Here is a 26339-nt window from a genome sequence, read left to right as displayed (position 1 = left end):
CAGTCATCATTGTCGAATGACCGCTTGCGGGGGCGACTTTCACGCCGTGGCTTTAAGCTCCAATGTCGCGAGACGCAAGAGTCGATGTCGCATGCTTAAGGCTACCCAGAGCGGAGCATCCACCTACCGTCTGATGCCGCTCGAAGCGCGGCTCGCTCAATTGCAGCCGTATCAAAGCACTGGCGAAATGTGGGCAGTTGATCCGTTCCGGCTGGCATCGGAAGTTGACCACACACCTGGGTAGTCCCTTCATAACCGCACGCAGAGTTCAAGGCCTGAATGTCCAGCACCGTTGTCGCACCGGTGGCCACGCAATCATTGAGCGTGCCGCCAGTCAAGATGACTTGATTCGCGGCCCGTGCGTGCTCGGGCGTTTGTGATGTGCTGCACAATCGGAGCGCGACGCCGACCGAGTACGTGACGATCGTGAGATTGGTGAGCTTCGCGAATTAACGAGAATGGCGATTGCCGTACCGGCATCGACGAATACTGTCTGACCGTCGTGAATGATGCCGACCGCGGGCCTGGCAACCGACGTCTTCACCCGGACGCGCATGCGGGTGTGTGCGTAGGTACCCGTGCCTCATTATCGGCGGGCATGGCACCCCCATGAATGCGCCGCCCTTTTCCAGGTCGAGCAGGTCGCGGCGCAGCGTTTTGCGCGACACGCCGGGATCCTCCATGATCCTCTCGTTCGAGACACGGCCCAGCATCGACAAGAGGCGCATATCTGCTCGTACGAACAGCTCAATCGTGGGATCTGGCAATCGGGGTTCCGTCGGCGCGACGGTATGCCGCCTGCATCCGCCAAAACGCGAAGTTACACGTTTTCGACAGCTTGCAAAATTCTGGATTTAAATCTAGCCTGCACCAGCAATCGGCGGATCTCTTCAACGCACTACCTTCCATTCGGGAACAGCGATGACGATGAAGCGTATCTGGGCGTGCCGTGTCCTTTCGATCTCTGCAACGGCTGGACTGGCTGCGGGCGGCAGTAATCCTGCATCGGCTGCGCCACCGGACGCGCTCGTGGCAGCCGCCAGGCAGGAAGGGCAGTTGACCACGATCGCCCTGCCGCATGACTGGTGCGGGTACGGCTCGCTGATCGCCGCATTCCAGAAAAAGTATGGCATCCACGTCAACGAGCTCAACCCTGATGCAGGCTCGGGGGACGAGATCGAAGCGATCAAGGCGAACAAAGGCAACAAGGGACCACAAGCGCCCGACGTGATCGATGTCGGTCTTTCGTTCGGACCATCCGCGAAAAAAGAAGGCCTGTTGCAGCCTTACAAGGTATCGACGTGGGACTCGATCCCGGCAGCTTCCAAGGACGCGGAAGGGTACTGGTACGGCGACTACTATGGCGTGCTTGCGTTCGAAGTCAACGCGGACATGATCGACAAGGCGCCGGCCGATTGGGGCGATCTGCTCAAATCGGACTACCGCAATGCTGTCTCGCTCGCCGGTGACCCGCGCTCGGCGAATCAGGCCATTCAGGCCGTCTATGCCGCCGGCCTTTCGCAAAGCAAAGGTGATGCAACGAAGGCCGACCAGACGGGCCTCAAGTTCTTCGCCGATCTGAACAAGAGCGGCAACTTCGTGCCGGTGATCGGCAAGGCCGCATCACTGGCGCAGGGCACGACGCCGATCATCGTGCGTTGGGATTACAACGCGCTTGCCGATCGGGACACGCTCAAAGGCAACCCGAAGGTACAAGTCATTGTGCCGAAGACAGGCGTGGTGGCTGGCGTCTATGTGCAGGCGATCAGTGCCTATGCGCCTCATCCGAATGCCGCGAAACTGTGGATGGAATTCCTCTACTCTGACGAAGGGCAGCTCGGTTGGCTTGCCGGTTATTGTCATCCGATGCGCTACAACGAACTCGTCGCGCAGAAGAAGGTGCCGGCAGCGCTGCTCGCGAAGCTGCCGCCTCCATCGGCCTACGGCAACGCGGTCTTTCCGACGCTCGATCAGCAGAATGCCACGAAGGACGTCGTGACCAAAGGCTGGGATCAGGTCGTTGGCGCGAACGTGAAGTAGGCACGCGAGATCGCCGGGATGAGCGCATCTCCGCAGCCAGACGCCTCGGCCCCGGACTTGCTGACGCCTGCCGGGCCCGCGCCGAAATCCGGTCCCGTGCGCGACAGCGGCGGTGCAAGCTGGCTGACTTATGCTGGCGTCGTGCCGTTTTTCGCATTCGCGCTGCTATTTCTTTTATTGCCCACCGCGCTTCTGATGATCGGCGCGTTTCAGGATGCGCAGGGGCACTTCACGCTGGCGAATCTTCGCGAGCTGTTCGAGCCGGCCGTGCTCGATGCCTACTGGATCAGCGTGAAGGTGAGCGTCGCCTCCGCGACCGGCGGGGCGATCTTCGGCGCGCTGCTCGCGTGGGCCGCGGTGCATGGTCGGTTACCCGCGTGGATCCGCCCAACGCTCATGACCTTTTCTGGCGTCGCGTCCAACTTCGCGGGAGTGCCACTCGCCTTCGCGTTCATCAGTACATTGGGGCGCGTGGGTCTCGTGACGGTGCTCGCACGGAAATATCTGGGCTTCAATCTCTATTCCACCGGGTTCAGCATTCTGAGCTTCCTCGGGCTGACCATTACGTACCTTTACTTCCAGATTCCGTTGATGGTGCTCATCATCACGCCGGCGCTCGATGGCCTGAAACGCGAGTGGCGCGAAGCGTGCGACTGCCTCGGCGGCACGGCGGCGCAATACTGGCGATACGTCGGTTTGCCGGTCCTCTGGCCGAGCTTTCTGGGTGCGGCCCTGGTGCTGTTTGCCAACGCGTTCGGCGCGGTCGCCACGGCTTACGCGTTGACTGGCAGTTCCCTCAACATCGTTCCTATCCTGCTGTTTGCGCAGATTCGCGGCGACGTGCTGCATAACCAGAATCTCGGTTACGCCCTCGCGCTCGGCATGATCGTAGTCACGGGCCTGTCCAACGGTGGCTACATCTGGTTGCGTGCGCGAGCCGAAAGGGGACGCTGATGAAATCGCAATCGCGCGCGGGCGCGTGGGTCACCGTGATCATCGGCACACTGTATTTTTTGATTCCGCTCGCCGCGACCTTCGAGTTCAGTCTGCGGATGCGTCGCGACACGTACAGCTTCGATGCGTACCGCGTTGTCCTGGGAGACCCCCATTTTCAGGCTTCGTTCGGCTATTCGGTATTGATGGGGTTGCTCACCATCGTGATCGGCGTGCTGCTCGTCGTGCCGACGGCGTATTGGGTGCAACTGCGCTTGCCGAAGCTTCGGCCGGTCGTGGAGTTCATCACCTTGCTGCCGCTCGTGATACCGGCCATCGTGATCGTCTTTGGCTACCTGCGTATCTACAGCAGCAGTTCGATTTTGCCGTTCACCAGTAACGAACGCGCAACCGATCTGCTACTCGTATTCGGTTACGTCACGCTGTCGCTGCCTTTTATGTACCGCGCCGTCGATTCGGGTATGCGCGCCGTTGATGTACGCTCGCTGACCGAGGCTGCCGAGTGTCTCGGCGCGGGCTGGGCGACGATCCTTTTCCGCGTGATTTTCCCGAACGTGCGCTCGGGAATTCTGTCTGGCGCGTTCCTGACGTTCGCCGTGGTGATCGGCGAATTCACGATCGCGAGCCTGCTGGATCGCCCGGCGTTCGGACCGTATTTGCAGTTGATCGGCGCGAACCGCGCTTACGAGCCCTCGGCGCTGGCGATCATCGCCTTCATTGTCACGTGGGCATCGATGGGTTTGATCCAGGTGTTCGGCTCGGCGCGCGCGCTGGCCGGCCATAAAACTTGAGCCGGTGAGGCCGCGACCCATGGCATTTCTCGAGATCGACAATCTCCACAAGGCGTTTGGGGCGAATGTTGCGGTGCATCAGTTCGACATGAGCATCGCACAAGGCGAATTCATCACCTTTCTCGGCCCGTCGGGCTGCGGCAAGACGACCGTACTGCGCATGATCGCCGGATTCGAAACGCCCACGCGCGGCGCGATCCGTCTGAATGGTCGTGACGTCACGCGTGTGCGCACGCGCGATCGCGCCGTCGGCATGGTGTTCCAGTCCTATGCGTTGTTTCCGAACATGACGGTGGCGCAGAACATCGGCTTCGCGTTGAAGGTCGCAAAGCGTTCAGAGAAGGAGACGAGCGGGCGTGTTGCAGAGATGCTGGAACTCATCAAACTGCCGCATCTCGCCGGGCGCTATCCGTGGCAATTGTCCGGTGGGCAGCAACAGCGTGTGGCCTTGGCCCGTGCGCTCGCGAGCAAGCCTCAAGTGCTGCTGCTCGATGAACCGCTTTCCGCGCTCGACGCAAAAATTCGCGTCTCGCTGCGCGAAGATATACGGGCACTGCAGCGTGAGCTCGGCATCACCTCGATCTTCGTCACGCACGATCAGGAAGAAGCGTTGTCGATGTCGGACCGCATCGTCGTAATGAACGACGGGCGTGTCGAGCAAGTGGGGGCGCCGCTCGATATATACAATTTTCCGCGCACACGCTTTGTCGCGACGTTCGTGGGAACGCTCAATATCCTGGCCGGGCGTGTGATCGATCCTGCAACGGGGCGCATTGCCGTTGACGGTCAGGAACTCGTGACATCGCGGCCGCTCCCATCAGACGATGCCGGCAAGGAGCGTGTGCTGGCGTTGCGTCCCGAGGCAATTCTGCTGGAGCCGCCATCGAGCGACCGCAACTCGCTGGCGGCGACGGTTGAAGAGATCAGCTTCCTCGGTTCCGTGGTGCGTATTCGCGCGCGGGTCAGCAGCGCAATCGTCACCCTCGATGTATTCAATGATCCGAACCGGATCCTGCCCGAACGCGGGCAGCCAGTTGCGCTTGGCTTTTCGCACGACAATCTGCTTGTGCTGGATGAGAACGTGCACTAGCAGGGATTGCTGATCGATAGTCTGGAGCACGCTGACATCCACAACCAGAACGCGTAGAAGGCCGGGAAGAAGGCCGACAAGCCCCCGCGTGAAGCGATGGATCCGTTGCCAAAGACTTTCATCACGCCGTTCAATCGCAGAGCGCGTGCAGTTGGCACCGAGCCTCGAAACAAACGCCCCACATCCTGAAGGCGTACGAAGATAGCTGCAACGAGGCGAATGTAGAGCTGCAATCGATCCTGTTCGTCGAATCCACGGAGAGCTGGCGCAAAGGGGGCGTTCAAGGAGACAGACTTAATGTGCTCTACGGGTGTTGATGTGCCGGACAACTTCCGCTACGCATCATGACTGCCGAGCTCGCGAGGGGATACACTGCAACTTGCGATGGATACAGGAGGCGGAGATGATCAATTCTGACCCCCAAAGCACTTTCCGAGGACTACCGCTTACACCAGAGCAGGACGCGGAAGTGCGGCACTATATCAAGGTCCGAACGCAGCACGGGTTGCCCTGGGATACGGCGGAACTGCGCGCGATGCTCAGAGATATGCTGCAGCCCCCAATTGACGACAACGGTGATGTTGATCCGGCTGAGGCTGAAATGAAAGGAGCCGCTGAACGTGCGACGGGATTGGTCGATGAGGAGATAGACCCCATCGAGGCGAATGAGGAGCAAAACGCGGCGATGGAGACGGAGTGGATGAAAGGACCCAGACGTTAGGACTCCGAGTACTCATGTTTGTCGATCGGGTCTCGTACGACGGCTCCATGTGCGCTGCGCTGCATATCTAAAGGATCCCTGATTATATTGACGGAATGAAGCAGATAAGGACGGATGCCGTGTACGCGCTACGTGGCTTACATTAGTGACAAGCAGACAGGCGAGGCAGTTCGACAGGGTTCTTGTTCCGCCAGGAAAATATCACTTGAAACCGTAGTTTGGTTGTCCGTCCCAGTTCGACCCTAAGCGGTCTGTCGTGATTCCGTTGGCTCGACGGCCGTTTCCTGGGTCAACCGGTCGTTCGTGTCTGGGTGCGCCAGCGCACCTCGACCAGGTCGGACTCTTGCCGCAAGGGCATTTCGGGTCGACGTTGTCGAATCTCGACGTATCTTGGTCTTTTGCGGCAACGTGAGCAGCGGCCGTTCGCGTTGACGCCGTACTCTATATTTGGATTGGCGATCCACCGCTTTCGGCGCCGGTGGTGGAACCGCGATCGCGCCGGCGAGTCGAGATAGGTCGAGTGATGAATTCAACCGAATCCTTAGTGATTTCGCTCAGTTCGCGGGCGAATTCGGGGTAGTGAGATTCGATATAGCCGGCCACGGATTTGTTGCCTACCCTCCAGCCGGCGGCTTGAGCGCGAATGCCAACGCAACGTTGAACTGATGTGGCTGACAGGACGTCTGTCGCCAGACTTCAAGACAATCGCCGACTTTCACCGTGACAATGGACCGGCCATTCGAAACGTATGCCGTCGCTTCGTAGAACTGTGCCGGGGACTGAAGCTGCTATACAGCGACATGGTCGCCATCGACTGCAGCAAGTTCAAGGCTGTGAACCGAAACCGGAAGTAGGAGGTCGACGATCTCGGCTTCGGAGGCGCCGCGATCTCGTGCTTCGGTAGTCGACCCCGAGCCACCGCGACGGCCGGTCCTGTAGTCAACCAAGCAATTGAATGACAATTCCGCGAAGCCCCCAGCAGTCTACCGGCGTCACGTCTTTCGTCGCCTTATCCGCCATCCGGGACTCTAACCCTTTTATCGAGGGTTTTTCTTGCAGCAATGGCAATCCGTGTCAGCAACAAATTTTAGCGTTTTATTAGCGCGCGCTTCGGCTGCGATCTACCATTGCAATGCTGGTAGACCCAACGTTTGGCTGATGGGGGATAGCATGAGTGAAGCCGACAACCACTCCATCGCCAAAGCGTTCTTCGCCTAGCGGACTCGAGGTTGTCATGGCTTACGCTCCAACCCTCACCGAATCTCAGCTCGAACGCGTGCGCGTGTTTACGAAGCCACGGCAGGTGGCTGCAGGCGACGTGCTCTATAACCCTAACGATGACACGCCTCCCGTATATGTAGTGCTTGAGGGCAAGATCAGGATCGTCTCGATGGCTGGCGGCGTCGAAGATACTGTTGCGCTTTATGAGCCCGGTCAGTTCTCGGGCGAGTTGCTGATGATCGCAGGCAGGCGTTCCATCTACCGGTGTCAGGCCGTCGAGGCATCACGCCTGCTGGAGTTGAGCGCGGAAAACCTGCGAACGCTGATCAGCAAGGACGCGGAGTTGAGCGAAATCTTCATGAGGACGTTCCTGGCCCGGCGTCTTTCCATGTCCAGCCACGGTCGTACCAATGTGCTCATGCTCGGCTCGCGCTATTCGGCGCAGACGCTTGCACTACGAGAATTTCTGACCCGTGACGGACACCCGTTCGCTTATGTGGACCTCGACACCGACCATGGTTCGCAGGAACTGCTCGACCGTTTCCATGTATCCAGCGATGACGTCCCTATCGTCATTTGCAACGGGGAACAGATACTCAGAAGCCCATCAACACGGGAACTTGCACACGCGCTGGGGTTCAACTCGAATATCGACACGTCGCAGGTGCGTGACATCGTGGTTGTCGGCGCGGGTCCAGCTGGGCTGGCCGCGGCGGTGTATGCGGCATCAGAAGGCCTCGACGTGCTCGTTATCGAACGCACAGCACCCGGCGGACAGGCCGGTTCCAGCTCTCGCATCGAAAACTACCTCGGTTTTCCGACTGGCCTTTCTGGTCAGGAGCTTGCGAACAGCGCGATCGCGCAATCGGAGAAGTTTGGCGCAAAGATCATGGTGGCGCGTACGGTCCAAAGCCTGAACTGCGACGAGCGGCCTTACCGGATTACACTTGATGATGGCCAACAGATAGCGGCGCGTTCGATCGTGCTTGCGACGGGCGCCACCTATAACCAGCCTGCGCTGCCCAACATCGATCGGTTTGCCGGTTGCGGCATTTACTACAATGCTACGTTCATGGAAGGCCAGCTGTGCCGCGGCGAAGCGGTGATCGTTATCGGGGGCGGGAACTCTGCCGGACAGGCGGCCGTGTTTCTCGCCCAGAACACGAAGGGCGTGCGGATGTTGGTCAGGTCAGCAGGGCTCGCGGCAACGATGTCGCGCTATCTGATCCGGCGCATCGAAGAAAATCCGCTCATTCAGATTCACTTTGACAGTGAGCTCGTCAACCTGGTCGGCGGCGACCATCTTGAGGAGGTGTCGTGGCGCGACAAGACCACGGGCGAGGTGACGACACAGGCCGTGCGACATGTCTTCGTCATGGCGGGTGCCTCACCGAAAACGGGGTGGCTTGCCGGTTGCCTGTCTCTCGATTCGCGTGGCTTCGTGTTGACAGGAACGGATCTGGACGATGTTCTGCCACCACGACCATGGCCACTTGCGAGGCGGCCTTACATGCTTGAAACCAGCCTTCCCGGTGTATTCGCGGTAGGCGATGCGCGATCAGGAAATGTCAAACGAGTCGCAGCCGCCGTTGGAGAGGGTTCGATCGTCGTCCACATGGTGCATCAGGTGCTAACCGACATGTAGGTTAACTGACGACCTTCCGTTTCGCCCAGGCTAAGGATCTCAAACACCTCGCTCCAGTGGATGTTCGCCTCGCTGACGATTTTGCGGGAACAGGGGGGCGCGTCCTGAACCCCTTGAATAATGGAAAATGCCTTCTGTGAGGATCAACCCGACAGAAGCGCGTTCGGCTAGTACCTTGCCATCAGCGCATTGGGCATGCGTTTTCACGGAAGTGACTATTCATGAGAAGAATTTATTTATCCGTCGGCGGAACCTGGAAGGTTACGGGCCGCATTGACGTCAAGGTCTAGTCCCGACGGGTCTACCCGTGGCACGGGGGCGCGCCACGGGCCCGCTTCGGTACGACTAGCGTTGCGCCGCGTCCTTCAGATAGATGCCCGTCGACAGCGCAGCCTTCACATTCCGAGTGACTTCGTCGGTGGACACTTCCTCAGCGCCTGCCTCGATAGCTTCGTACGCCTGACGCACAACGTCCGCAGGCGTGGCCTTCGGAACTTCGAACCCGCGCACCAGTTCCGTATCAATAAAACCGGCATGCAGGCCGACGACCTGCGTGTGCTGTTCGCGCAGCGATTGGCGCAGGCCGTTAGTTAACGCCCACGCGGCCGACTTCGACACGCCATAGGCGGACAGAATTGGCCTGTTTACCCAGCTCCCGACGGACAGCACGTTCAGGATTGCACCGCCGCCGTTGGAGGCAAGGCTCCCCGCGAGCGCTTGTGACATCGCCAGCATACCGACTACATTGGTTTCGAAGTGGTCGCGCAATGCGTCGAGTGCGCCATCGTCCGTCAAGCTACCGACGCGCGCGATGCCCGCATTGTTGATCAGCAGCGTGACGTCGCGTGCCGCGTCGGCGACCGCGGCCACGGACGCTGGATCGGTCACGTCAAGCTTCACCGGCACGACTCCCGGCAGCGTCACGCTGGCCGGGTCGCGTGCGCCTGCATACACCTTCCACGCCCCTCTTTCGAGGGCCTGTTTCGCGAACTCGAGGCCAAGCCCACGGTTTGCGCCTGTCACGAAAACGACGGCATCTTTGATCTTCATAGTCCTTCCTTTCATACGATGATTTGCATGCGCGTCGGCTCGCCGTGCGCGTGAGCTCTGGTGGAAACGAAGCTGCATCTGCGGGGCTCTGCCGTGCCTTCGCACGCAATAGCTAGTCACGTCATGCAGCCTGCGCATGATCGCTTTTGTCAGACGATCCGTGACTCTCACGACTCATCTACGACAATGGGCGCATGATATGACTATGAAAATCATATCGTCAACTACAAGCGAAAAATTCTCGATCGTTTCCTGAGAGTTGGCAGTTCGGGAGCGGTCCAGCTAGCAGACCTTCAAGGGAGTGCCGGGGCAAGGAGCGACAGCCTTCCGGCGCGCCGACAGCACCAGCGCGTCCGCGTTGACGCGCCGCTAACGACACCGGCTGCCACCGAGAGATAACTCGCCGGTGAGTGGATGGGCCCCTGTCCACCTGCAAAGCCCATCATCGGCCGACAACCGAGTCGGTGACACGATGACTTGTTGGTCTGTGCCTGCCAATGTTTAGTCGGGCGAAATCGTGCTGTCAGCTACCCGATTCTCGTTTGCCTATCGGTGACGCGCATGCGATTAAATCTTTTGCGATTGACATCACGGACATCTTTCTCCATTATGCGACGCAAGCGATTACATCGCATGCGATCTAAGACGCTTAACCCCCATTCACACAGGAACCATCATGACCAAGATCGATCAAGTCCTCTTCGCGGGCAACAGTCACGCCACGGTTAATCACGATCCTGACGTCCAGCGCGGCGAGCACGGCGTGCTCGACCTCAAGCTGTCGGCGCTCAACGGTGAAAACCGCGATTTCCTCGCCACCGAGCTGCATCCGCGAGCCGAACAGTTGTTCTCGGGCGCATGGTCGGCCTGCTACATCAGCGCGTTCAAGATCGCGGCGGGGATCAAGAAAGTCAAGTTGCCCAGCAACTACTCCCTGGATATCAAGGTCAGCATCGGGACGGTTGGCAGCGGCTTTTGCCTCGGTGCCCAGTTCACGATCCGCGCTCCGGGTCTGGCAACGGAAGATGTCGAGGCAGTCGCGAATCTCGCCCACCAGATCTGCCCATACTCGAAGGCCGTGCACGGCAACATCGAGGTCGGCCTGAACGTCGTTACGGCTTGATAAATAACGCGCATACGATTAAATCGCGAAAGATTTAAATGCGGTTGATACCCTCATACACACAGGAATCCATCATGGAAAAGATCGAAAAAGTCCTCGCCTCAGGCAACACTCACTCGACGGTCAACAGCGACCCCAATGTCCAGCCCGGCGAGTTCGGCGCCTATGACCTTACGCTGACCGCGCCCGGCCTTGAACCCGTCGAGCTCATCGGCATCGACCCCCACCCGCAAGCCGAGCAGCTGTTCGCCGGCGCCTGGTCGGCCTGCTACACCACGGTGTTCGGGATGGTGGCCCAGATGAAAAAGGTTACGTTGCCGCGCGACTACTCCGTGGACATCAAGGTGAACGTCGGCCAGACCGGTAGTGCATGGTTCCTCGGCGCCGAGTTCACCGTCCGCGTGCCGGGTCTGGCAACCGCAGTCGTCGAAGAGCTCGCGCACCTGGCCCATCAGATCTGCCCGTACTCGAAGTCGGTACGCGGCAACATTGAAATCGCCACGAACATCGTCACGCAGTAACCCGGCAGGGCACGTGTTTCCCGCTGAGACACGTGCCTGTCACTGAACATCTTTTAGGAATTCATTTCATGAAGACCAAGCTCATCGTTGCACTGCTCGTCGCCGTTTCGGCGTCCATCACCGCACCGGCGTTCGCCAGTGGCTATGGCCCGGCCCCGTTCTACCAGCCGTCAGTTGGCGCACCGGCTTCGCAAAGCGGTCAGAGCTTGCGAACCGTGGCCGCCGAACGCGAGAACACAACCAGTCCGGAAAGGGCGTATGGCGGTGCAATCTCCGGACAGTCGCAAGCGGGAAGCCGTGTCGCCGTGACGCCGCGCGATAGCTTGCTCGCACACCACTAGGTCGTGCAACTCTTCGCCGCTGGGCCGTCGCGCATTTTCGTTGCTTTTCCGCGCCGGCCGCAGCATTGGGCGGTTCATCGTTTATTCACTCAGGAAAACAGGCAATGTTCAGTCATGTAGCTGTCGGCACCAACGACCTTGAAAAGGCAAAGCGGTTCTACGATGCCGTGCTCGGCGCGCTCCGTTTTGGCGAAGGTCTTAACGATGATAACGCGCTGCGTCGGCGCTATGTTTACCGTACCGACACGGGGCTTTTCATTGTCACCCAGCCACTCAATGGTCAACCGGCAACTACTGCCAATGGTGGGACGATCGGCTTTACCTGCCGGTCGACAGAGGAGGTCGACCGGTGGCATGCCGCCGGGGTCGCCAATGGCGGAAAATCGGACGAGGCGCCGCCCGGGGTCCGTGAGTCAGGGGGCAGCAGCCTCTACCTCGCATATTTGCGCGATCCGGACGGCAACAAGCTCTGTGCTCTGCATCGTATGCCGGCCTGATACGTCTGTCAGCAATCACAATAGCGGCAATACAGGGCGATGTCGCGCGATCTCAACGATGCAGAATGGCAGGGCCCGGCAAAATGCCCAGAACACCGTGCTTCGCACGGCACCACTGTGATGTACACTATAGTACGATACAATCGCGTGCGATATATATCTGTGTGACATCAGCCTCCAGCCAAAGGGGATACACGTGAAATCCAGGGATCAACTGGCAGTCGAAGATCTAATGCTCTCCGACTACCTATGCTTCGCGGTTTACTCCGCGAACCTCGCTTTCGGCAAGGCATACAAACCGATACTCGAGGAACTCGGGCTTACCTACCCGCAATACATCACGATCATTGCGTTGTGGGAGGAAGACAACCAGACCGTCAGTGGTCTCGGTGCCAAGCTGTTTCTTGAATCCAACACGCTTACGCCGATGCTAAAGAAGCTCGAGGCGATGGGGTATCTGGAAAGGCAACGTGATCCCGGTGATGAGCGCCAGGTGCGAATCAGTCTCACGAAGAGCGGCCGACGCTTACGCGATAAAGCGATGAAGATGGACCCCGTGCAAACCGGGCTCGAGCCCGACGAGTTCGCAAAAATTCAGACGGCGGTCGTGACGCTGCGGAACAATCTTATCCGGTCAGTCCAGAGCGCCGAGTGAGCGCTTGACGGTCGCAATAGACGGGCCTCCATTTGCATTCAGCGGACTCGTTGGCGCCTCAAGCGGGAACATTTTGTCGGGTACGATATGGTTTGATGAAGCGCTCGAACTTGTCGACCTCTGCGGAATCGCGCCGTGACGCAACGAAGAACACGGGCGGGGTGCAGATTTCGACGCTGCTGTGGCGGAATCGAACGTGAATCCACCAGTCGGCCGGCCGAACTCGCGACTGCCCACCACAGTTATCAAGCGAACGCGCAGACTGCCCAGAAATGCATACGCCTTGGGTCAAGCGCTGATCAATGGCGGGAAATCACTCATCAGATAAAAGTGTGCCTCCGGCGGTAAACGTCAATGTTCAACTCAAACGCCCCATCAGGTGCACCTTCTACGTCGGCGACCACCGGCCACGCGATACTCGCGCTCAGCTAAGGGGAGGAAATACCAGGCAGCCGTGATGCCTCCACAAGGCTGCCGGTCAGCGCCATGTTGACAAAGCGCGCTACGCCGTAGAAATTTCGCGAAATGCCAGGGTGATGTGGCACAGTCGACTCGCTGCATCGACTGCGCTACCGGTCCGCGGGGCTGTAGAACGCGCCACGTTTAGATGTTTGAATTACCGGATTTCGGATGGGCGGAATCGATCGCATCACTCAAAGCGTAGCGCCGGCGCTCCGCGATCTTGCCAACCGGCTGCGATGCTGCATCGCCGTGCTCAAGCAGACGTTTGAACGAAAGTACCGCTGAACTCCAATGACTGAACCCGCGGGCTGGACGCGTCTGGCGCAGAATCCACGGGATTTGTGTCAGGCGAGCGTGTGGAATCAGTCGCGTACTGAGTCCGATTCATGCGGACTTGGCGGCCTTCACTACGCCCTCTCGTGCAGCGCGCTCCTGCGCGTAAGAAGGGCTCAATTCAGCCTTTAGGTCTTCGCGCCGCAACGGTTCACCGCACGCGTGGCAAACGGTGCCAATGCCGGCATCGTGGCCACAGGTGAGATGCGTATAGCGCACCGCGACGTCCTCGTCCGGCGACTTGTGCCACGTTTCGCCCCATTCGCGGAGCGCCAGGATGACTGGGTAGAACGCTCGCCCCATCTCCGTGAGTTCGTATTCGAAACGAGGGGGCTTTTTCATGTAGCGTTTCCGCTCGATCACGCCGTCTGCTTCGAGCCGTTTGAGCCGGGTCGAAAGCATCTGCGGTGTCGCCTGCGACTGCGCCAGCAGGCTGTCGAATCTTCGGTTGCCCATAAACAGCTCGCGCACGATCAGGACAGCCCAGCGGTCGCCGATAACGGCCTGAGAGCGCGCGACCGGACACAGCGTTTCGCACTTCTCGGACAATGCAGTCATTCAAGACCCCAAACGATCATAGATATGATATTCATATCTATGATAGCACGAGATCGTTCCGCAGCGCACGTGGCAGGAACTTATGTCTTCGCGACATTCGCGGATCACGGGTTCCTGTCACGGGATATGCAGGCTGGCCGTGCCGATCAGGCTTTGGAAAACTCGCCATCGGTGAGACGCCAGATCCCGCGCGGATTGTCATGCCGCAAGGCCTCCGGCAGCAGGTCGTCCGGGAATCCCTGGTAGCAGACCGGTCGCAGAAAGCGTTCAATCGCACTCATGCCAACCGAAGTAAAGCGGCTGTCCGACGTAGCGGGGAACGGACCACCGTGAATCGATGCATATGACGCCTCTTGCGGATGCGCAAATGCGTTGATGACGATGCGCCCCGTGCGGCGTTCGAGAAGGGGTAGCAGGTCGGCAGCAAGTGCATGATCAGTGGAATCGATATGCATCGTCGCCGAGAGCTGGCCGCGAAACTGCCTAGCGATGGCGGTCAGTTGCTCGACATCCTTCACTCGGACAAGTAGTGCAGCAGGACCGAAAACCTCTTCCGACAAAGACGGATTCTCCAACATGCGAATACCGTCGACCTCGAAGAGAACCGATTGACCGTCCCACGCACCCTCTGGTTCACCGCCCGCTGCGATGCGCTTCGCGCCTGCGTTGCTCTGACGCTCCACATTCTTCCGATATGCGGTGAAGATGCCCGGCGTCAGCATCGTGCGCGCTTGCATCGCCTCGACGCGGGAGATCATCGCCTCTTTCAGTTCGAGATAGCCGGGTCCATCGATCGCGAGCAGAATAGCGGGTTTCAGGCACGCCTGACCGACGGTAACGAGCATGCGTTCGGCGAAACCGTCGCCTATGGCGCCACCCCGGGCCGCGAGTGCCGCCGGCAGTACGAAAGTCGGATTGACGCTCGTCATTTCGGTGAAGACGGGTATTGGGTCCGGACGCTGTTGTGCCCGCCGAAATAATGCCATGCCGCCGCCTTCCGATCCTGTGAAGGTCACGCCCTTGATGAGCGGATGATCGACCAGCGCTTCACCGATTTCGTTCCCGCTTCCGCGGATCAGAGAAAACACGCCCTCGTGTAAGCCCGAATCTTTCACTGCCTGCTGGATAACCCGTCCCATGATTTCTGACGCGCCGGGATGCCCGTTGTGTGCTTTTAGAATCACGGTACAGCCCGCGGCCAGCGCAGACGCAGTGTCGCCGCCCGCCACAGAATAGGAAATCGGGAAATTGCTCGCTCCAAAGATTGCGACCGGCCCGACTCCGATTTTCTGCATCCGATGGTCCATCCGTGGACGCGGTTGACGTTCCGGCTGTGCCCGATCAATCGTTGCCTGACGGAAGCGGCCTTGCCGCACGACGGTCGCGAACTGGCGAAACTGGAGCGCAGACTTCGCTGCTTCCCCTTCGAGTTGAGCGAGCGGCAAGCCGGTTTCGAGTGACGCGCGTCGGGCGAGTTCTGGCGTGACGATGTCGACGCCATCGGCGATACGCTCAAGGAACTCGGCACGTTCGGGAAGGCTCGTGCGGCTGTAGCTATTGAATGCATCGTCGGCGAGTTGTGCAGCGCGATCAACGTCATCGATTCCGCCACATGCAAAGAGCGGTTCGATCTCGACATTCATCACTGGATTTAGCGCCTTCATGCTGCCGGCCGTGGCGGCGACTTCCTGCGCGCCAATTAGCAGCTTACCGGTGAGTTTCATGGTGTTCATCTCGATCATGCGGGAAGTGCGGCAACCAACTGGGCCGTCGTCAGGATTTCATGGGCAAAGGTCGGCCCGTTCAGCTCGTGTGCGGCGCGCATCATTTCCTTGGTGAAAGCGGCCGTTGCGTCTCGCACGAGCGTGACGTGATAGCCAAGCTCCATGGCGAAGCGGCTCGTGGACTCAATACACGTGTTTGCCAGCAGGCCAACCACGATCACGTGCGTGATGCCTTGCTGTTTGAGCTGAAAGTCGAGGTCCGTATTAGCAAAGCCACTTTGTCCCCAGTGCTCCTTGACGATGTTGTCGCCTTCCTGCGGCACGAAGTCGGGATGCCATTCGCCACCCCACGTACCCTCGGCGAAGGTGTGGCGCTGTTGCACGAGGCGTTGGGTCGGATTCGGATGATCCCAGTTTTCGTAATCGCCGGGTTGCCACCGGCGATGCGGGACGTAGACAACCTGAATATCAGCTTTCCGTGCGGCATCGACAGCGGCGCGCAGATTGTCGAGCAGCCGCACTTCTGTGGCAATGTCGCGAAGCATCGGAAAGAGCTTGCCGCCGTCCGAGAGAAAGTCGTTGTACGGGTCGACCAGCAACAAGCCGGTGCGTGCAGCAACATATGCATGGTTGGACATTTCAGGACTCCTTCAGAATTCAGAAAGATGTTCGAATACCCGGATTCACGTTCCTTAGTCCGAGCAAGGTTGCTTTTATCGGACGATTCGTGACCTTCACGTTTCCATGTGGGAACGCGAAGAATATAACTATGATAATCATATCGTCAAGTGCGGAGCGAGCTTCTTGACGATTCGTTGACGGCTGAGAGCTATGACGGCGCGGCTCTGCGAATTGGGGAAGACGGGCGGTAGAAGGGGGGAACATACCGCGATGAGCCCTCGTTCCTAGCCTAGACTCTAACAATGTAGACGAGACGGCGCGGGGCCCGAACAAAAGCCTCGAGTCAAGCGAACAGCTGACAGATGGGATGCCTATCAATGACACGCATGCGATGTAATCTTTTGCGATTGACATCGCAGGCATCTTTCGTCACCATGCGACGCAAGCGAATAAATCGCATGCGATCTACATAGATTAACCCCTCATTGACACAGGAACCATCATGACCGCGATCGATCAAGTCCTCTTCTCGGGTAACTCCAAGGCCACGGTCAATCACGACCCCGACGTCCAGCGCGGCGAGCACGGCGTGCTCGACCTCAAGCTGTCGGCGCTCAACGGTGAGAACCGCGATTTCCTCGCCACCGAGCTCCACCCGCGAGCCGAGCAGTTGTTCGCGGGCGCGTGGTCGGCCTGTTACATCAGCGCGTTCGAGCTTGCGGCCTCGATGAGGAAGGTCACGCTGCCCAACGACTATTCCGTGGACATCCAGGTCAGTGTCGGGACGGTCGGTAACGGTTTCTGCCTCGGTGCCCAGTTCACGATCCGCGCTCCGGGCCTGGCAACGGAAGTGGTCGAGGCGCTCGCGAACCGCGCCCATCAGATCTGCCCATACTCGAAGGCCGTGCACGGCAACATCGAGGTCGGCCTGAACGTCGTCACCGCGTGACCAAGACAGCGCATACGATTACATCGCGCAAGATTTAAATTTGCCTGAACCCCTTATATACACATCAATCCATCATGGAAAAGATTGAAAACGTCGTCGCAGCGGGCAACTCCCACGCCACTGTCAACCGCGACCCCAATGTCCAGCCTGGCGAGTTTGGCGCCTACGACCTCAAGCTGACAGCACCTGGCCTTGAAAACGTCGAGTTAATCGGCATCGACCCCCACCCGCAAGCCGAGCAGCTGTTTGCCGGCGCCTGGTCGGCCTGTTACACCACGGTGTTCGGCATTGCCGCGCAGTTGAAGAAGGTCACGCTGCCGCCCGACTATTCCGTGGACATCAAGGTGAACATTGGCCAGACCGGTAGCGCATGGTTCCTCGGCGCCGATTTCGACATCCGCGTTCCGGGTTTGGAGAAAGAGGTCGTTGAGAAAATCGCGCACCTGGCCCATCAGATCTGCCCGTACTCAAAGTCGGTACGCGGCAACATTGAAATCGCCACGAACATCGTCACGCATTAACCCGGCAGGGCACGTGTTTCCCGCGGAGACACGTGCCTGTCACTGAACATCGTTTAGGGAATTCCCATCGTGAAGACCAAGCTTGTCGCTGCTTGGCTTGCGTGTCGGAAGCGTCTGCGGACGTGAAAGCTGGCAGGGCACGAGATCACCCTGATCCCAAAAATGGTCTCTGAATCCACCTTTGGAGAAGCACCATGTCAGACGCTTCGCAGTTCGACATCGACCGCACCAATCCGGGCCGATGGACGGTCACCTTCAGCAATCCACCGATCAACATGTTTGTTCCTGACACGATCGTCGAATTCGGAGCGTTGTTGGCCGATCTCGAGGCCGATGCGTCCGTGAAGGTCGTCGTGTTCGAGTCAGCGAATCCCGATTTTTTCGTCGCCCATCTCGACGTAGCCAAGGCAGCAGAACGGCCAGAGGTGCTGGGCTTCTGGCGCGATTCCGTGCTGCGCCTGGCGTCGATGCCAGTGGTGAGCGTTGCCAAGATTCGAGGCCGCACGCGCGGCATTGGGAACGAGTTCGTGCTTGCGTGCGACATGCGTTTCGCCAGCCGGCAGAACGCGATCTTCGGCAATCCAGAGGTCGGCGTCGGCCTGGTCCCGGCCGGCGGCGCGATGGAATGGCTGCCGCGCCTGATGGGCCGCTCGCGGGCGCTCGAGTTTGTCCTCAGCGCCGATGACTTCGACGCCGACGTTGCCGAACGGTATGGCTGGATAAACCGTGCGCTGGACGATGCCGACCTCGACGCTTTTGTCGAAACGCTTGTCCTGCGTCTGGCCTCGTTCGACCGAGAGACGCTCGGCGCAGCGAAAACTCAGATCAATCGTTTTGGAATGCCGACTGCCGCCGAACTCCAGTCGAGCATCGACCTGTTCTTCCCTTCGCTGGCCTCGCCAGCTGGGCAGGCTCGTCGTGCCAAGCTTCGTGGCCTGGCATACGGAGTGCCGAGTGACTTTGAGATGAACTTCGGCAGGTACCTGCCTCAGCTAGGGCAGTCGGGAAACGGATAACTCGAAGGCGCCGCTCGGTGTGGCACCGAAGGGCTGAGTCTTCGCGTGCAGTTCGTGCGGCGCCCGCCGAAGCGGCGCGCCGTAGCGTGTTTGCACTCAGCGCTCTCCAAGCGCAGGCGGAGTCAAGAATCTTTTTCCCCGCATGGTCCAATAAACATCCGGAGAAGTGAATGGCTTTCAAGGAGTATTCCGAGCAACGACGACAGAAAGTCGCGGCTCAGGAGCAAGACGCAATACGGATCAACGAACTAGCCTACCGATACATCGACGAGATCTTCTCGTGTGAGGCGTTGGCATACGCAAGTTTCCGGAACTTTCGGCTTGAGCGCGACAAGGAATTTAATTTCCGGCTGAGCGCGCACGCGGCGATAGTAGCGGGGCTCTTCGAGCACGTACGGGTCGATGACCAGTTTGGAGGTCGGTGGACATTCTGGTTAGACCGCCGCACCACGAGTGGACTTGTGTTTCAAACAGCTAGATTCGCAATAGAGTTCGATCAAGAAGGCCGAATCCGGTATGGGACGCGAGAATACAGCGCAATCCAGGGGATCCATGGAAATCTCGTGACAGGTTGATCTCGAATGTAGTTGCCGCAATTCAAGACAGACTGGCGCATTCGACGGTGGTAAAAGGTCCGGGAGCCATCGCATTGCCACCGCAGATTGTTTGGTAAATAATCGTCGACGCGGACAGAGAGTATTCAGCTTTGAGTCGACTCTCGACAGTCAAATTTGGCGTTTCGTCACCGCCAAATTCACGCTGAGGAGCCTCGCAATGATTAAGCAGAAGATTTCCTTCGAGAACGACCAGGGTGAATCACTAGCCGGACTCCTTGAGCTTCCTGACGAGCCTGTGGCATACGCACTGTTCGCGCATTGCTTTACCTGCGGCAAGGACTTGAAGTCTGCGTCGAGGATTGCTAGAGCGCTGACTGAACAGTCGATTGCCGTACTTCGCTTCGACTTTACCGGGCTTGGTAACAGCGATGGCGATTTCTCCAACAGTAACTTTTCCTCCAATATTAGCGATTTGTTGGCGGCCGCGGCTTTCCTCAGGAGGGAGCATCAGGCCCCAAGCACACTGATCGGACATAGTCTGGGTGGTGCGGCAGTTTTGGCCTCTGCTTCCGAAATACCCGAATCAAAAGCGGTCGTTACGATCGGATCACCTGGTGACGCGGGGCATATCAAGCACTTGTTCAAAGACAGCATCGAATCGATCGAGAAACTCGGCACACTAACTGTTCAGCTTGCCGGCAGGGACTTTACAATCAAGCGGCAATTCCTCAAGGACATCGATGAACACCGGTTAGAAGAGAAGGTCGCGAAGTTGAAGAGAGCATTACTTGTCCTTCATTCTCCTCTGGACGACACCGTCACCATTGACCAGGCGCAAAAGATTTTCCTTGCGGCGAAGCATCCAAAGAGTTTCGTATCGTTGGATCGAGCTGACCATCTGCTAAGCGACAGCAAAGACGCAGAGTATGTAGCACGTTGTATTGCCACATGGGTGTCGCCATATCTCGAAAGCGGACCGGAATCAGCGATTTGAGGATTAGGCCAGACTGCTTGCCGAATGCGATTTTCGAATAGGGTTCGCGGATGCAAAGCGACGGAATGGGGTCGAGTTTTGACGAACTCGACGCAGCCCAGCAGCCCAGCCTTAAGCTTGCTTCGTAGCCGTTTAACTTCCCTCTTGAGCTTGGCGCCGACTATTTCGTCGGGAGCATCGAGCTACAGTTCTATTCCTTCCGCACGCATGTTGGCACATGCAGCGCTGTCAATTACGCCTTGTTAATGCTCAGATATTGAGGGCTGTGTTGGTCTCGGCTTCGAGACGGCTTTGGGCATAACCGGCTCCGGCAATACGTCGAATCTGCTTTAAGCGGTTGATGCTATCGGGCTGTTGCTGGAAAGTGGGGGGCCGCGGACTTACTTCAGCAGTACCGAGACGGCACTCCCCATCCAATTGCACGGAGTTACCGTCTATCGCCGTCTGTGCGAACGGCGGAAGGCGAAGCAAAGCCGACACCCGAATGTCCAGCCGAGGATGCCGGACATTGTCTCAAATTTGCCGAGACCGGAAGTAGCTGAGCGGCGGGCAGCTTCGACCTGCCACTCCGCTTCAGCGCCACGCCGTCGCCGGCCAGCACTGGTCGCCGCTCTTGTCCGCGCGTCCGCGAACGTGACAATCGCGCGGTGGGGGATGTAACGCCTAGGCTGTACCATGTTAGCGTATCGTTACGCCTGCAATTCGAGAGCAAGCAATTCATCAATTGTCTGGCGACGCCGGATGAGCCGAGGCACACCCCGGTCCACGAGCACTTCGGCCGCGAGTGGCCGGCTATTGTAGTTCGACGACATCGACGCACCATACGCGCCGGTGCTACCGAAGAACAGCAGGTCGCCGATCTGGGGTCGCGGCAACTGCCGGTGCGTAACGACTCCAGTGGTGTCCTGCGTGAACACGTCACCCGATTCGCAGAGCGGGCCCGCAATCGCGACGCTTGCAAGCGATCGGCTTTCGGGAGGCGTGCGGTCGCAAGCGTGAACAGTCACGACGTGATGGCTGCCATACATTGCCGGGCGCATAAGGTCGTTGAAACCTGCGTCAATCAGAACAAAGTCGTGGTCGGGCCGATGATTTATAGATTGTACCTGTGTCACGAGCGTGCCAGCCTCGGCGACCAGAAAACGACCGGGTTCGATCTCGATTCGCACCGGGTGTGCAAGATGCCGCTCGATCCGTTTGCGCGCCGCGTCCCACCGGCGGAAATAGTGATCAACATCAACGCTCGGCTCACTCTCGCGGGACGGTACTGAAAGACCACCACCTGCCGAGATCGCCTCGATGTCATGATCGAGCAATTCGACGATGTCGACCATCGCGTCGCATACCTTCGACAGATGTTCATAGTCCACGCCCGAGCCGATGTGCATATGGATGCCGACCAGCTTCAACCGATACTGACGCACCATTTCGATGGCGCGCGTGACGTCTTCAAACCAGATCCCATGCTTGCTCTGCGGTCCCCCGGTGTTGGTCTTGCGACTGTGCCCGTGCCCGAAGCCTGGGTTGACGCGCAGCCAGACACGGTGGCCGGCCGAATGTTGACCGATGCGTGCGAGCATGTCGAGAGAGCCTGCGTTGACCGTAATACCGGAAGCGAGCACCTTCTCAAGCGTTGGCATGTCGATCAGATCAGCCGTGAAAACAACGCCTTCGGGGTCGCCATTCGGCCGGAATCCTGCAGCGAGACTACGCTCTATCTCACCCAGTGACACTGCGTCGACGAGTACTCCCTCGTCACGCATGAGTTTCAGGATGTGAATGTTCGAGCATGCCTTTTGCGCATACCGGATCACGTCGAATTGCCGCAGGCGAGCGATGCGGTCGCGAATCGTATCGGCGTCGTATACCCAAAGTGGGGTGCGGTGGCGTTCGGCGAGCGCAGCAAGCTGGAGTGGGTCGAAAGACATGGCAGTCGAATAAGGCAAATGAATGAGTGGGCAACATGATGACGACGGTTAGGAGTCGGCTTGATCCTGAATGTTATTTATCTCGAAGCCATATTGAGGTGAGGATTCCATCGAAAGAATGAGCGGTGGGTTGTGTTCGCAGTCTTACTGCGCGTGCAGAAAGCGCAGCGCATTCTCCAGGTCGGCGATCAGATCCTCCTTTGCTTCGAGGCCGATATGCAGGCGGAACGCAAATCCATCGTACGGCCAGTTGCCGTCTGGTCGCTCATGGCGGGGATCGAACGGCATCACGAGGCTCTCGAATCCGCCCCAGGAGAAGCCCAGCCCGAACAGGTGAAGATTGTCGATAAACGAGCGGAATGTGTCGCGGGAAAACGTCGGCTTTAGCACTACACTGAACAGCCCCGAAGCGCCCTTGTAGTCACGCGCCCAGATCAGGTGTCCCGGCGTATCTGGCAGCGCGGGGTGCAGTACGCGCTCGACTTCCGGCCGGTTGGCCAGCCAGTTAGCGATATCCACGCCATGACGAAAATGCCGCTCCAGGCGAATTGCCATCGTGCGTAGACCCCGCAGGGCGAGGTAGGCGTCATCGGGTCCGGCGTGAAGTCCCGCGGCATACACATACTCGCGTATGGTCGCCCACGCCTCAGCGTTGGCAGTAATTACGCCCATTGTCGCGTCCGAGTGGCCCACTATGTACTTCGTTGCCGCGTGCACAGATACGTCGACGCCGTGCTCGAAAGGTTTGAAGAACAGTGGCGTCGCCCACGTGTTGTCCATCACAACCTTTGCGCCTCTCTTACGAGCCTGAGCGCAGATCGCCGGGACGTCCTGCACCTCAAAGGTCTGCGAGCCCGGTGACTCGAGAAAAACGAGAGTCGTATTGGGTCTGAACAGCGCGCCAATGCCGGATCCTGCCGTCGAGTCATAGTAGGTCACCGTGACGCCACAGCGTCGCAGGACAGTATCGGCAAAATGCCGTGTCGGCCCATACACGCTGTTGCAGATCAGTACGTGATCACCGGACTTGACGAATGCCATGATCGCGCTAGTACAGGCAGCGAGGCCCGATGAGACGAGCAATGAACGATATCCGCCTTCCAGTTGCGCCAGCATTTCCTGGAGTGCGAACGTCGTCGGCGTGCCTTTGCGCCCGTACCACAGCTCCTGACCTTCCGGGCTGGACATGGCTCTGGCTCTCGCCTCCATGTCTTTCATGTCGCGGAAAACGATAGTCGATGCACGGAAGACAGGCGGATTCACCACACCGCCGAACGTCTCCGGATCGTAGGCGCCGTGAAGTAAAACGGTTTCAGGATGCATGTTTATTCCTTGTCGAACCATTCTGGTGGCCGACTGTTATTCGTTAGATTTGCGAAAGCTTGAAATTCGCGGGGCAGCCCAGCGAAGGCTCGCACGCAGTCACGCCTTGTCGTAACCGTGTTGAGCACGTGCGGCGAGAGCGGCAGGTATCGCTCAGTCTGTTGCGCCACGTCTTTTCCTTGACGCCACCATGCGGTCATGCAGCGAGGTCACCACCTTGCTGCCTGTACGCACGAAAAGGAACGGAAACAGTGCGTGGACGAGCAGGGCAAGCGATGCGAGCAACATGGGAATGCTGAATGAGAACGACATTCTCATGTGCTGGAAGTACGTCTCGTCGACCGAGTTGGGATGCTCGCGAAAAAGTCGGAGCAGGGTGATCATGGATGAGGCCTCTTCGCTTGTCGTCCGGGAGGGGTGGCGGATGCGATTCCTGCTTCGGTGCGTCGCATCCAGCCTTCGAAGTCCGTTATCGTACGAAGGCGGAAGGAGAATATTTTTTTATTCTCCCTACCGTCTTCCCCTTAAATTGAAGGAAATAGTTCTCTATTGGATCAGGGTCGTGCGCGCTGGACCCGTTGAATGGTGAAGTTGCCACCGAAAACTGGATGTCTCGCTTCAATCCACGCCCGGACATCACGTGACGATGCATGTGCTCGAGCACCTGCCTGGCTGAAATCGCCCCCTCCGTGCGTCGTTCCCGCTGCGGTTGCCATCGCGGTTCTGGAGATCCTCCCATCCGCCATAGGGAGAATTTCGTTCTTCCTCTTAGGGGATAAACAGGACGGCATTTAAAAAAAAATTCTCTCGTGGCGCCCTTAGGATTGCTTCCACACAAGGCTAGCGCGGGGGAAGAGTTGATGCCCTGATTGCTACCCAGATCGCTGTACAAGTGTGAGCGCCACTGACCGAGGGTTTAACCTGAATTGGCAGATAGTTGACAAATCCGCTAAATTCGGCGCGCCTCAGTCATTGAACTTGCTCCGGTGCAGCATTGAGCGTATCTCGAGTGCCCGCACGGCCGTCGTGTCAATTGCCTGGCATCCCGGTCTGTCGTTGAATCTAAACAGGAGGGCGGTTTTGTAAATGAGCTGGAGAGGGTATTCCGCATTCGGCATACCAGGTATAACGAGTAACGTACATTCAATGAGGGGACTATGAACTTCAAAAGCCTTATCAGCCAGCTTTTGCGCGGTGCGGTCGTCGCGACTGCGTTCAGCTTCGCAGGTGCAAGCGCCCACGCCCAGGACCTGCTCGAAACAGTCAAATCGAACGGCGTGCTCCGCGTCGGCCTGGAGGGTACCTATCCGCCGTTCGATTACCGGAACGCGACCGGCGAACTCGAAGGCTTCGATGTGGATGTCGCAAAGGCGCTCGCAAGCAGACTAGGTGTCAAGGCGCAATTCATACCCACCGAGTGGAGCGGCATCCTCGCGGGCCTGCAAGCAGGAAAGTTTGACGTGATCGTCAACCAGGTCACCATTACCCCGCAGCGCAAACAGGCGCTCGATTTCAGCCAGCCGTACACGTTCTCTGCCGCCCAGTTGATCCAGCGGGCCAATGACAAACGCGATTTCACGTCCCTTGATGAATTCAAGGGGGACAAGAAGCTGGGAGTGACCCTTGGCACGAACTATGACCAGATGGCGAGGGCCGTGACAGGTATTAATGCGCAGACGTACCCCGGCGCGGCGGAAAAGCTGAGTGATCTCGCGTCGAATCGAATCGATGCGACGCTCGATGACCGGTTGATGCTGCCATACATCATCAAGACGTCGCATCTGCCGCTGCGTGCTGGCGCAGTGCTCAAGGGAGCCGACCAGGAAATGGGCATTCCGTTCCGAAAGGGTAATCCGGAATTCGAAAAGGCAATCAACGGTGCACTCAGCGCGATGAAGGATGATGGCACGCTGAAGAAGATCTCCATGCACTGGTTCGGCACTGATGTAACGCAACCGGTCTCGCAGTAGGCTCCTCTCCCATATGCCGCGCCGCTCCGCTTCCGAACTGGGTGGCGCGCACATTAGGCTATTCATCGCATGACACCAATTGATCTTGTCATTCACGCTCTGCCCGTCCTCTTGATGGGCGCGATGGTTACCTTGAAGTTCGCGCTGGCCGCTGCCGTCCTTGGCCTGTGCGTCGGTGTCATCGTCGCAATCATGGGTATCAGTGGACAACCGCTGGTTGCCGGCGTCGCCCGTGGATATGTCAGCCTCATGCGCGGCACGCCGCTACTCGTGCAGATTTTCCTCGTGTACTACGGGTTGCCCGGGCTGGGCATCTCTCTCGACCCGACAAGCGCCGGCATTCTTGCGTTGACGGCCAACGCTGGCGCCTACCTCTCCGAAAGTATGCGCGGTGCGATTCTCGGTATCGGGCGGGGACAGTGGAGTGCGGCACACAGCCTTGGCCTGAGTCACCTGCAGACACTGCGGTACGTCATTTGTCCTCAGGCCTTGAGGATCGCTGTGCCGAGCCTGGGCAACACGCTGATCAGCCTGATCAAGGACACGTCGCTGGTTTCAGTGATCACCGTGACTGAGATGCTGCGTGCCGCACAGGAAGTCATTGCGTCCACGTTTCAGCCATTACCGCTTTATTTGGCGGCGGCGGCTATTTACTGGCTGCTCAGTACGGCAATGTCGTGGGGGCAGCGTCACGTAGAAGCGCGGCTTGCGCAGGCGCACGTTCGCTGAGGAAG

The 26339-nt window shown here is 58.6% G+C and carries 24 protein-coding genes and 1 pseudogene; 18 read left to right on the top strand and 7 right to left on the bottom strand.

What is annotated here, in order from left to right:
- The first annotated feature begins 921 nt into the window (after positions 1–921).
- The 7 genes and pseudogenes from U5A65_RS26715 (at position 922) to U5A65_RS26685 (ending at position 8462) form a co-directional block, all read left to right on the top strand.
- Positions 922–2040 carry an ABC transporter substrate-binding protein gene (locus U5A65_RS26715; protein ID WP_321948381.1) on the top strand — a complete coding sequence of 373 codons (1119 nt, stop codon included), beginning with the start codon at positions 922–924 and terminating at the stop codon, positions 2038–2040.
- An 18-nt stretch (positions 2041–2058) separates the two neighbouring features.
- Positions 2059–2994 (top strand): ABC transporter permease subunit, encoded by a 936-nt coding sequence (locus U5A65_RS26710; RefSeq protein WP_321948380.1) that lies wholly within the window; start codon positions 2059–2061, stop codon positions 2992–2994.
- Positions 2994–3785 (top strand): ABC transporter permease, encoded by a 792-nt coding sequence (locus U5A65_RS26705; RefSeq protein ID WP_321948379.1) that lies wholly within the window; start codon positions 2994–2996, stop codon positions 3783–3785. Before U5A65_RS26710 ends, U5A65_RS26705 begins: the two co-directional genes overlap by 1 nt.
- Before the next feature lie 19 nt (positions 3786–3804).
- A complete protein-coding gene (locus U5A65_RS26700) occupies positions 3805–4875 on the top strand; it encodes an ABC transporter ATP-binding protein (RefSeq protein ID WP_321948378.1) in 1071 nt (356 codons plus the stop codon).
- Positions 4876–5278: 403 nt separating this feature from the next.
- Positions 5279–5596 (top strand): hypothetical protein, encoded by a 318-nt coding sequence (locus tag U5A65_RS26695; RefSeq protein ID WP_321916607.1) that lies wholly within the window; start codon positions 5279–5281, stop codon positions 5594–5596.
- Positions 5597–6210: 614 nt separating this feature from the next.
- A pseudogene (locus U5A65_RS26690) lies at positions 6211–6435 on the top strand (transposase); the annotation flags it as partial.
- Between the two features lie 395 nt (positions 6436–6830).
- Positions 6831–8462, top strand: coding sequence for an FAD-dependent oxidoreductase (locus tag U5A65_RS26685; protein ID WP_321948377.1), 1632 nt, complete (start codon positions 6831–6833; stop codon positions 8460–8462).
- 345 nt (positions 8463–8807) lie between these two features.
- Here U5A65_RS26685 and U5A65_RS26680 read toward each other — a convergent pair whose 3' ends face one another.
- Positions 8808–9512, bottom strand: a complete 705-nt coding sequence (locus U5A65_RS26680; RefSeq protein ID WP_321948376.1) for an SDR family oxidoreductase — start codon at positions 9510–9512, stop codon at positions 8808–8810.
- Positions 9513–10188: 676 nt separating this feature from the next.
- Here U5A65_RS26680 and U5A65_RS26675 point away from each other — a divergent pair.
- The 5 genes from U5A65_RS26675 to U5A65_RS26655 all read left to right on the top strand — a co-directional run bounded on the left by U5A65_RS26675 (position 10189) and on the right by U5A65_RS26655 (position 12649).
- On the top strand, positions 10189–10635 hold the full coding sequence (locus tag U5A65_RS26675; protein WP_321948375.1) for an OsmC family protein: 447 nt from the start codon (positions 10189–10191) through the stop codon (positions 10633–10635).
- Between the two features lie 74 nt (positions 10636–10709).
- A complete protein-coding gene (locus U5A65_RS26670) occupies positions 10710–11156 on the top strand; it encodes an OsmC family protein (protein WP_321948374.1) in 447 nt (148 codons plus the stop codon).
- 68 nt (positions 11157–11224) lie between these two features.
- The gene (locus U5A65_RS26665; protein ID WP_321948373.1) at positions 11225–11497 is read left to right on the top strand and encodes a hypothetical protein; all 273 of its coding nucleotides are present in this window, start codon (positions 11225–11227) and stop codon (positions 11495–11497) included.
- Positions 11498–11601: 104 nt separating this feature from the next.
- Positions 11602–11994, top strand: coding sequence for a VOC family protein (locus U5A65_RS26660; protein WP_321948372.1), 393 nt, complete (start codon positions 11602–11604; stop codon positions 11992–11994).
- A 232-nt stretch (positions 11995–12226) separates the two neighbouring features.
- Positions 12227–12649, top strand: a complete 423-nt coding sequence (locus U5A65_RS26655) for a MarR family transcriptional regulator (RefSeq protein ID WP_321948371.1) — start codon at positions 12227–12229, stop codon at positions 12647–12649.
- Positions 12650–13495: 846 nt separating this feature from the next.
- Here U5A65_RS26655 and U5A65_RS26650 read toward each other — a convergent pair.
- From U5A65_RS26650 to U5A65_RS26640, 3 genes are all read right to left on the bottom strand, one after another.
- The gene (locus tag U5A65_RS26650) at positions 13496–14002 is read right to left on the bottom strand and encodes a helix-turn-helix domain-containing protein (RefSeq protein WP_321948370.1); all 507 of its coding nucleotides are present in this window, start codon (positions 14000–14002) and stop codon (positions 13496–13498) included.
- A 146-nt stretch (positions 14003–14148) separates the two neighbouring features.
- Entirely contained in the window at positions 14149–15726 is a 1578-nt protein-coding gene (locus U5A65_RS26645; protein WP_321948473.1) for an aldehyde dehydrogenase (NADP(+)), read from the bottom strand.
- Positions 15727–15740: 14 nt separating this feature from the next.
- Positions 15741–16364: an isochorismatase family cysteine hydrolase gene (locus U5A65_RS26640; RefSeq protein WP_321948369.1), complete on the bottom strand. Its 624-nt coding sequence runs from the start codon at positions 16362–16364 to the stop codon at positions 15741–15743.
- 485 nt (positions 16365–16849) lie between these two features.
- Between U5A65_RS26640 and U5A65_RS26635 the strand changes: the two genes are divergently transcribed.
- From U5A65_RS26635 to U5A65_RS26620, 4 genes are all read left to right on the top strand, one after another.
- Complete coding sequence (locus U5A65_RS26635; RefSeq protein ID WP_321948368.1) at positions 16850–17296, top strand: Ohr family peroxiredoxin; 447 nt, start codon at positions 16850–16852, stop codon at positions 17294–17296.
- Positions 17297–17370: 74 nt separating this feature from the next.
- Entirely contained in the window at positions 17371–17817 is a 447-nt protein-coding gene (locus tag U5A65_RS26630) for an OsmC family protein (protein ID WP_321948367.1), read from the top strand.
- Between the two features lie 194 nt (positions 17818–18011).
- Entirely contained in the window at positions 18012–18833 is an 822-nt protein-coding gene (locus U5A65_RS26625; protein ID WP_321948366.1) for an enoyl-CoA hydratase/isomerase family protein, read from the top strand.
- A 774-nt stretch (positions 18834–19607) separates the two neighbouring features.
- On the top strand, positions 19608–20384 hold the full coding sequence (locus U5A65_RS26620) for an alpha/beta hydrolase (RefSeq protein ID WP_321948365.1): 777 nt from the start codon (positions 19608–19610) through the stop codon (positions 20382–20384).
- A 689-nt stretch (positions 20385–21073) separates the two neighbouring features.
- On the opposite strand, the gene lysA is transcribed toward U5A65_RS26620, so the two are convergent.
- The 3 genes from lysA to U5A65_RS26605 all read right to left on the bottom strand — a co-directional run bounded on the left by lysA (position 21074) and on the right by U5A65_RS26605 (position 24019).
- Complete coding sequence (gene lysA / locus U5A65_RS26615; protein ID WP_321948364.1) at positions 21074–22312, bottom strand: diaminopimelate decarboxylase; 1239 nt, start codon at positions 22310–22312, stop codon at positions 21074–21076.
- A 144-nt stretch (positions 22313–22456) separates the two neighbouring features.
- Complete coding sequence (gene metC / locus U5A65_RS26610; RefSeq protein WP_321948363.1) at positions 22457–23635, bottom strand: cystathionine beta-lyase; 1179 nt, start codon at positions 23633–23635, stop codon at positions 22457–22459.
- Between the two features lie 153 nt (positions 23636–23788).
- Entirely contained in the window at positions 23789–24019 is a 231-nt protein-coding gene (locus tag U5A65_RS26605; RefSeq protein ID WP_321948362.1) for a DUF6356 family protein, read from the bottom strand.
- Positions 24020–24792: 773 nt separating this feature from the next.
- Between U5A65_RS26605 and U5A65_RS26600 the strand changes: the two genes are divergently transcribed.
- Together U5A65_RS26600 and U5A65_RS26595 are read left to right on the top strand one after the other, a co-directional pair.
- Entirely contained in the window at positions 24793–25605 is an 813-nt protein-coding gene (locus U5A65_RS26600) for a transporter substrate-binding domain-containing protein (RefSeq protein ID WP_321948361.1), read from the top strand.
- A 69-nt stretch (positions 25606–25674) separates the two neighbouring features.
- Positions 25675–26334 (top strand): amino acid ABC transporter permease, encoded by a 660-nt coding sequence (locus U5A65_RS26595; RefSeq protein WP_321948360.1) that lies wholly within the window; start codon positions 25675–25677, stop codon positions 26332–26334.
- Positions 26335–26339: the final 5 nt, after the last annotated feature.

It is taken from the genome of Paraburkholderia sp. J10-1 (assembly GCF_905220165.1).
In the GTDB taxonomy this organism is placed as follows: domain Bacteria; phylum Pseudomonadota; class Gammaproteobacteria; order Burkholderiales; family Burkholderiaceae; genus Paraburkholderia.
Note: the sequence above shows the minus strand (reverse complement) of the source record. Positions and strands in the feature narration are given on the sequence as shown.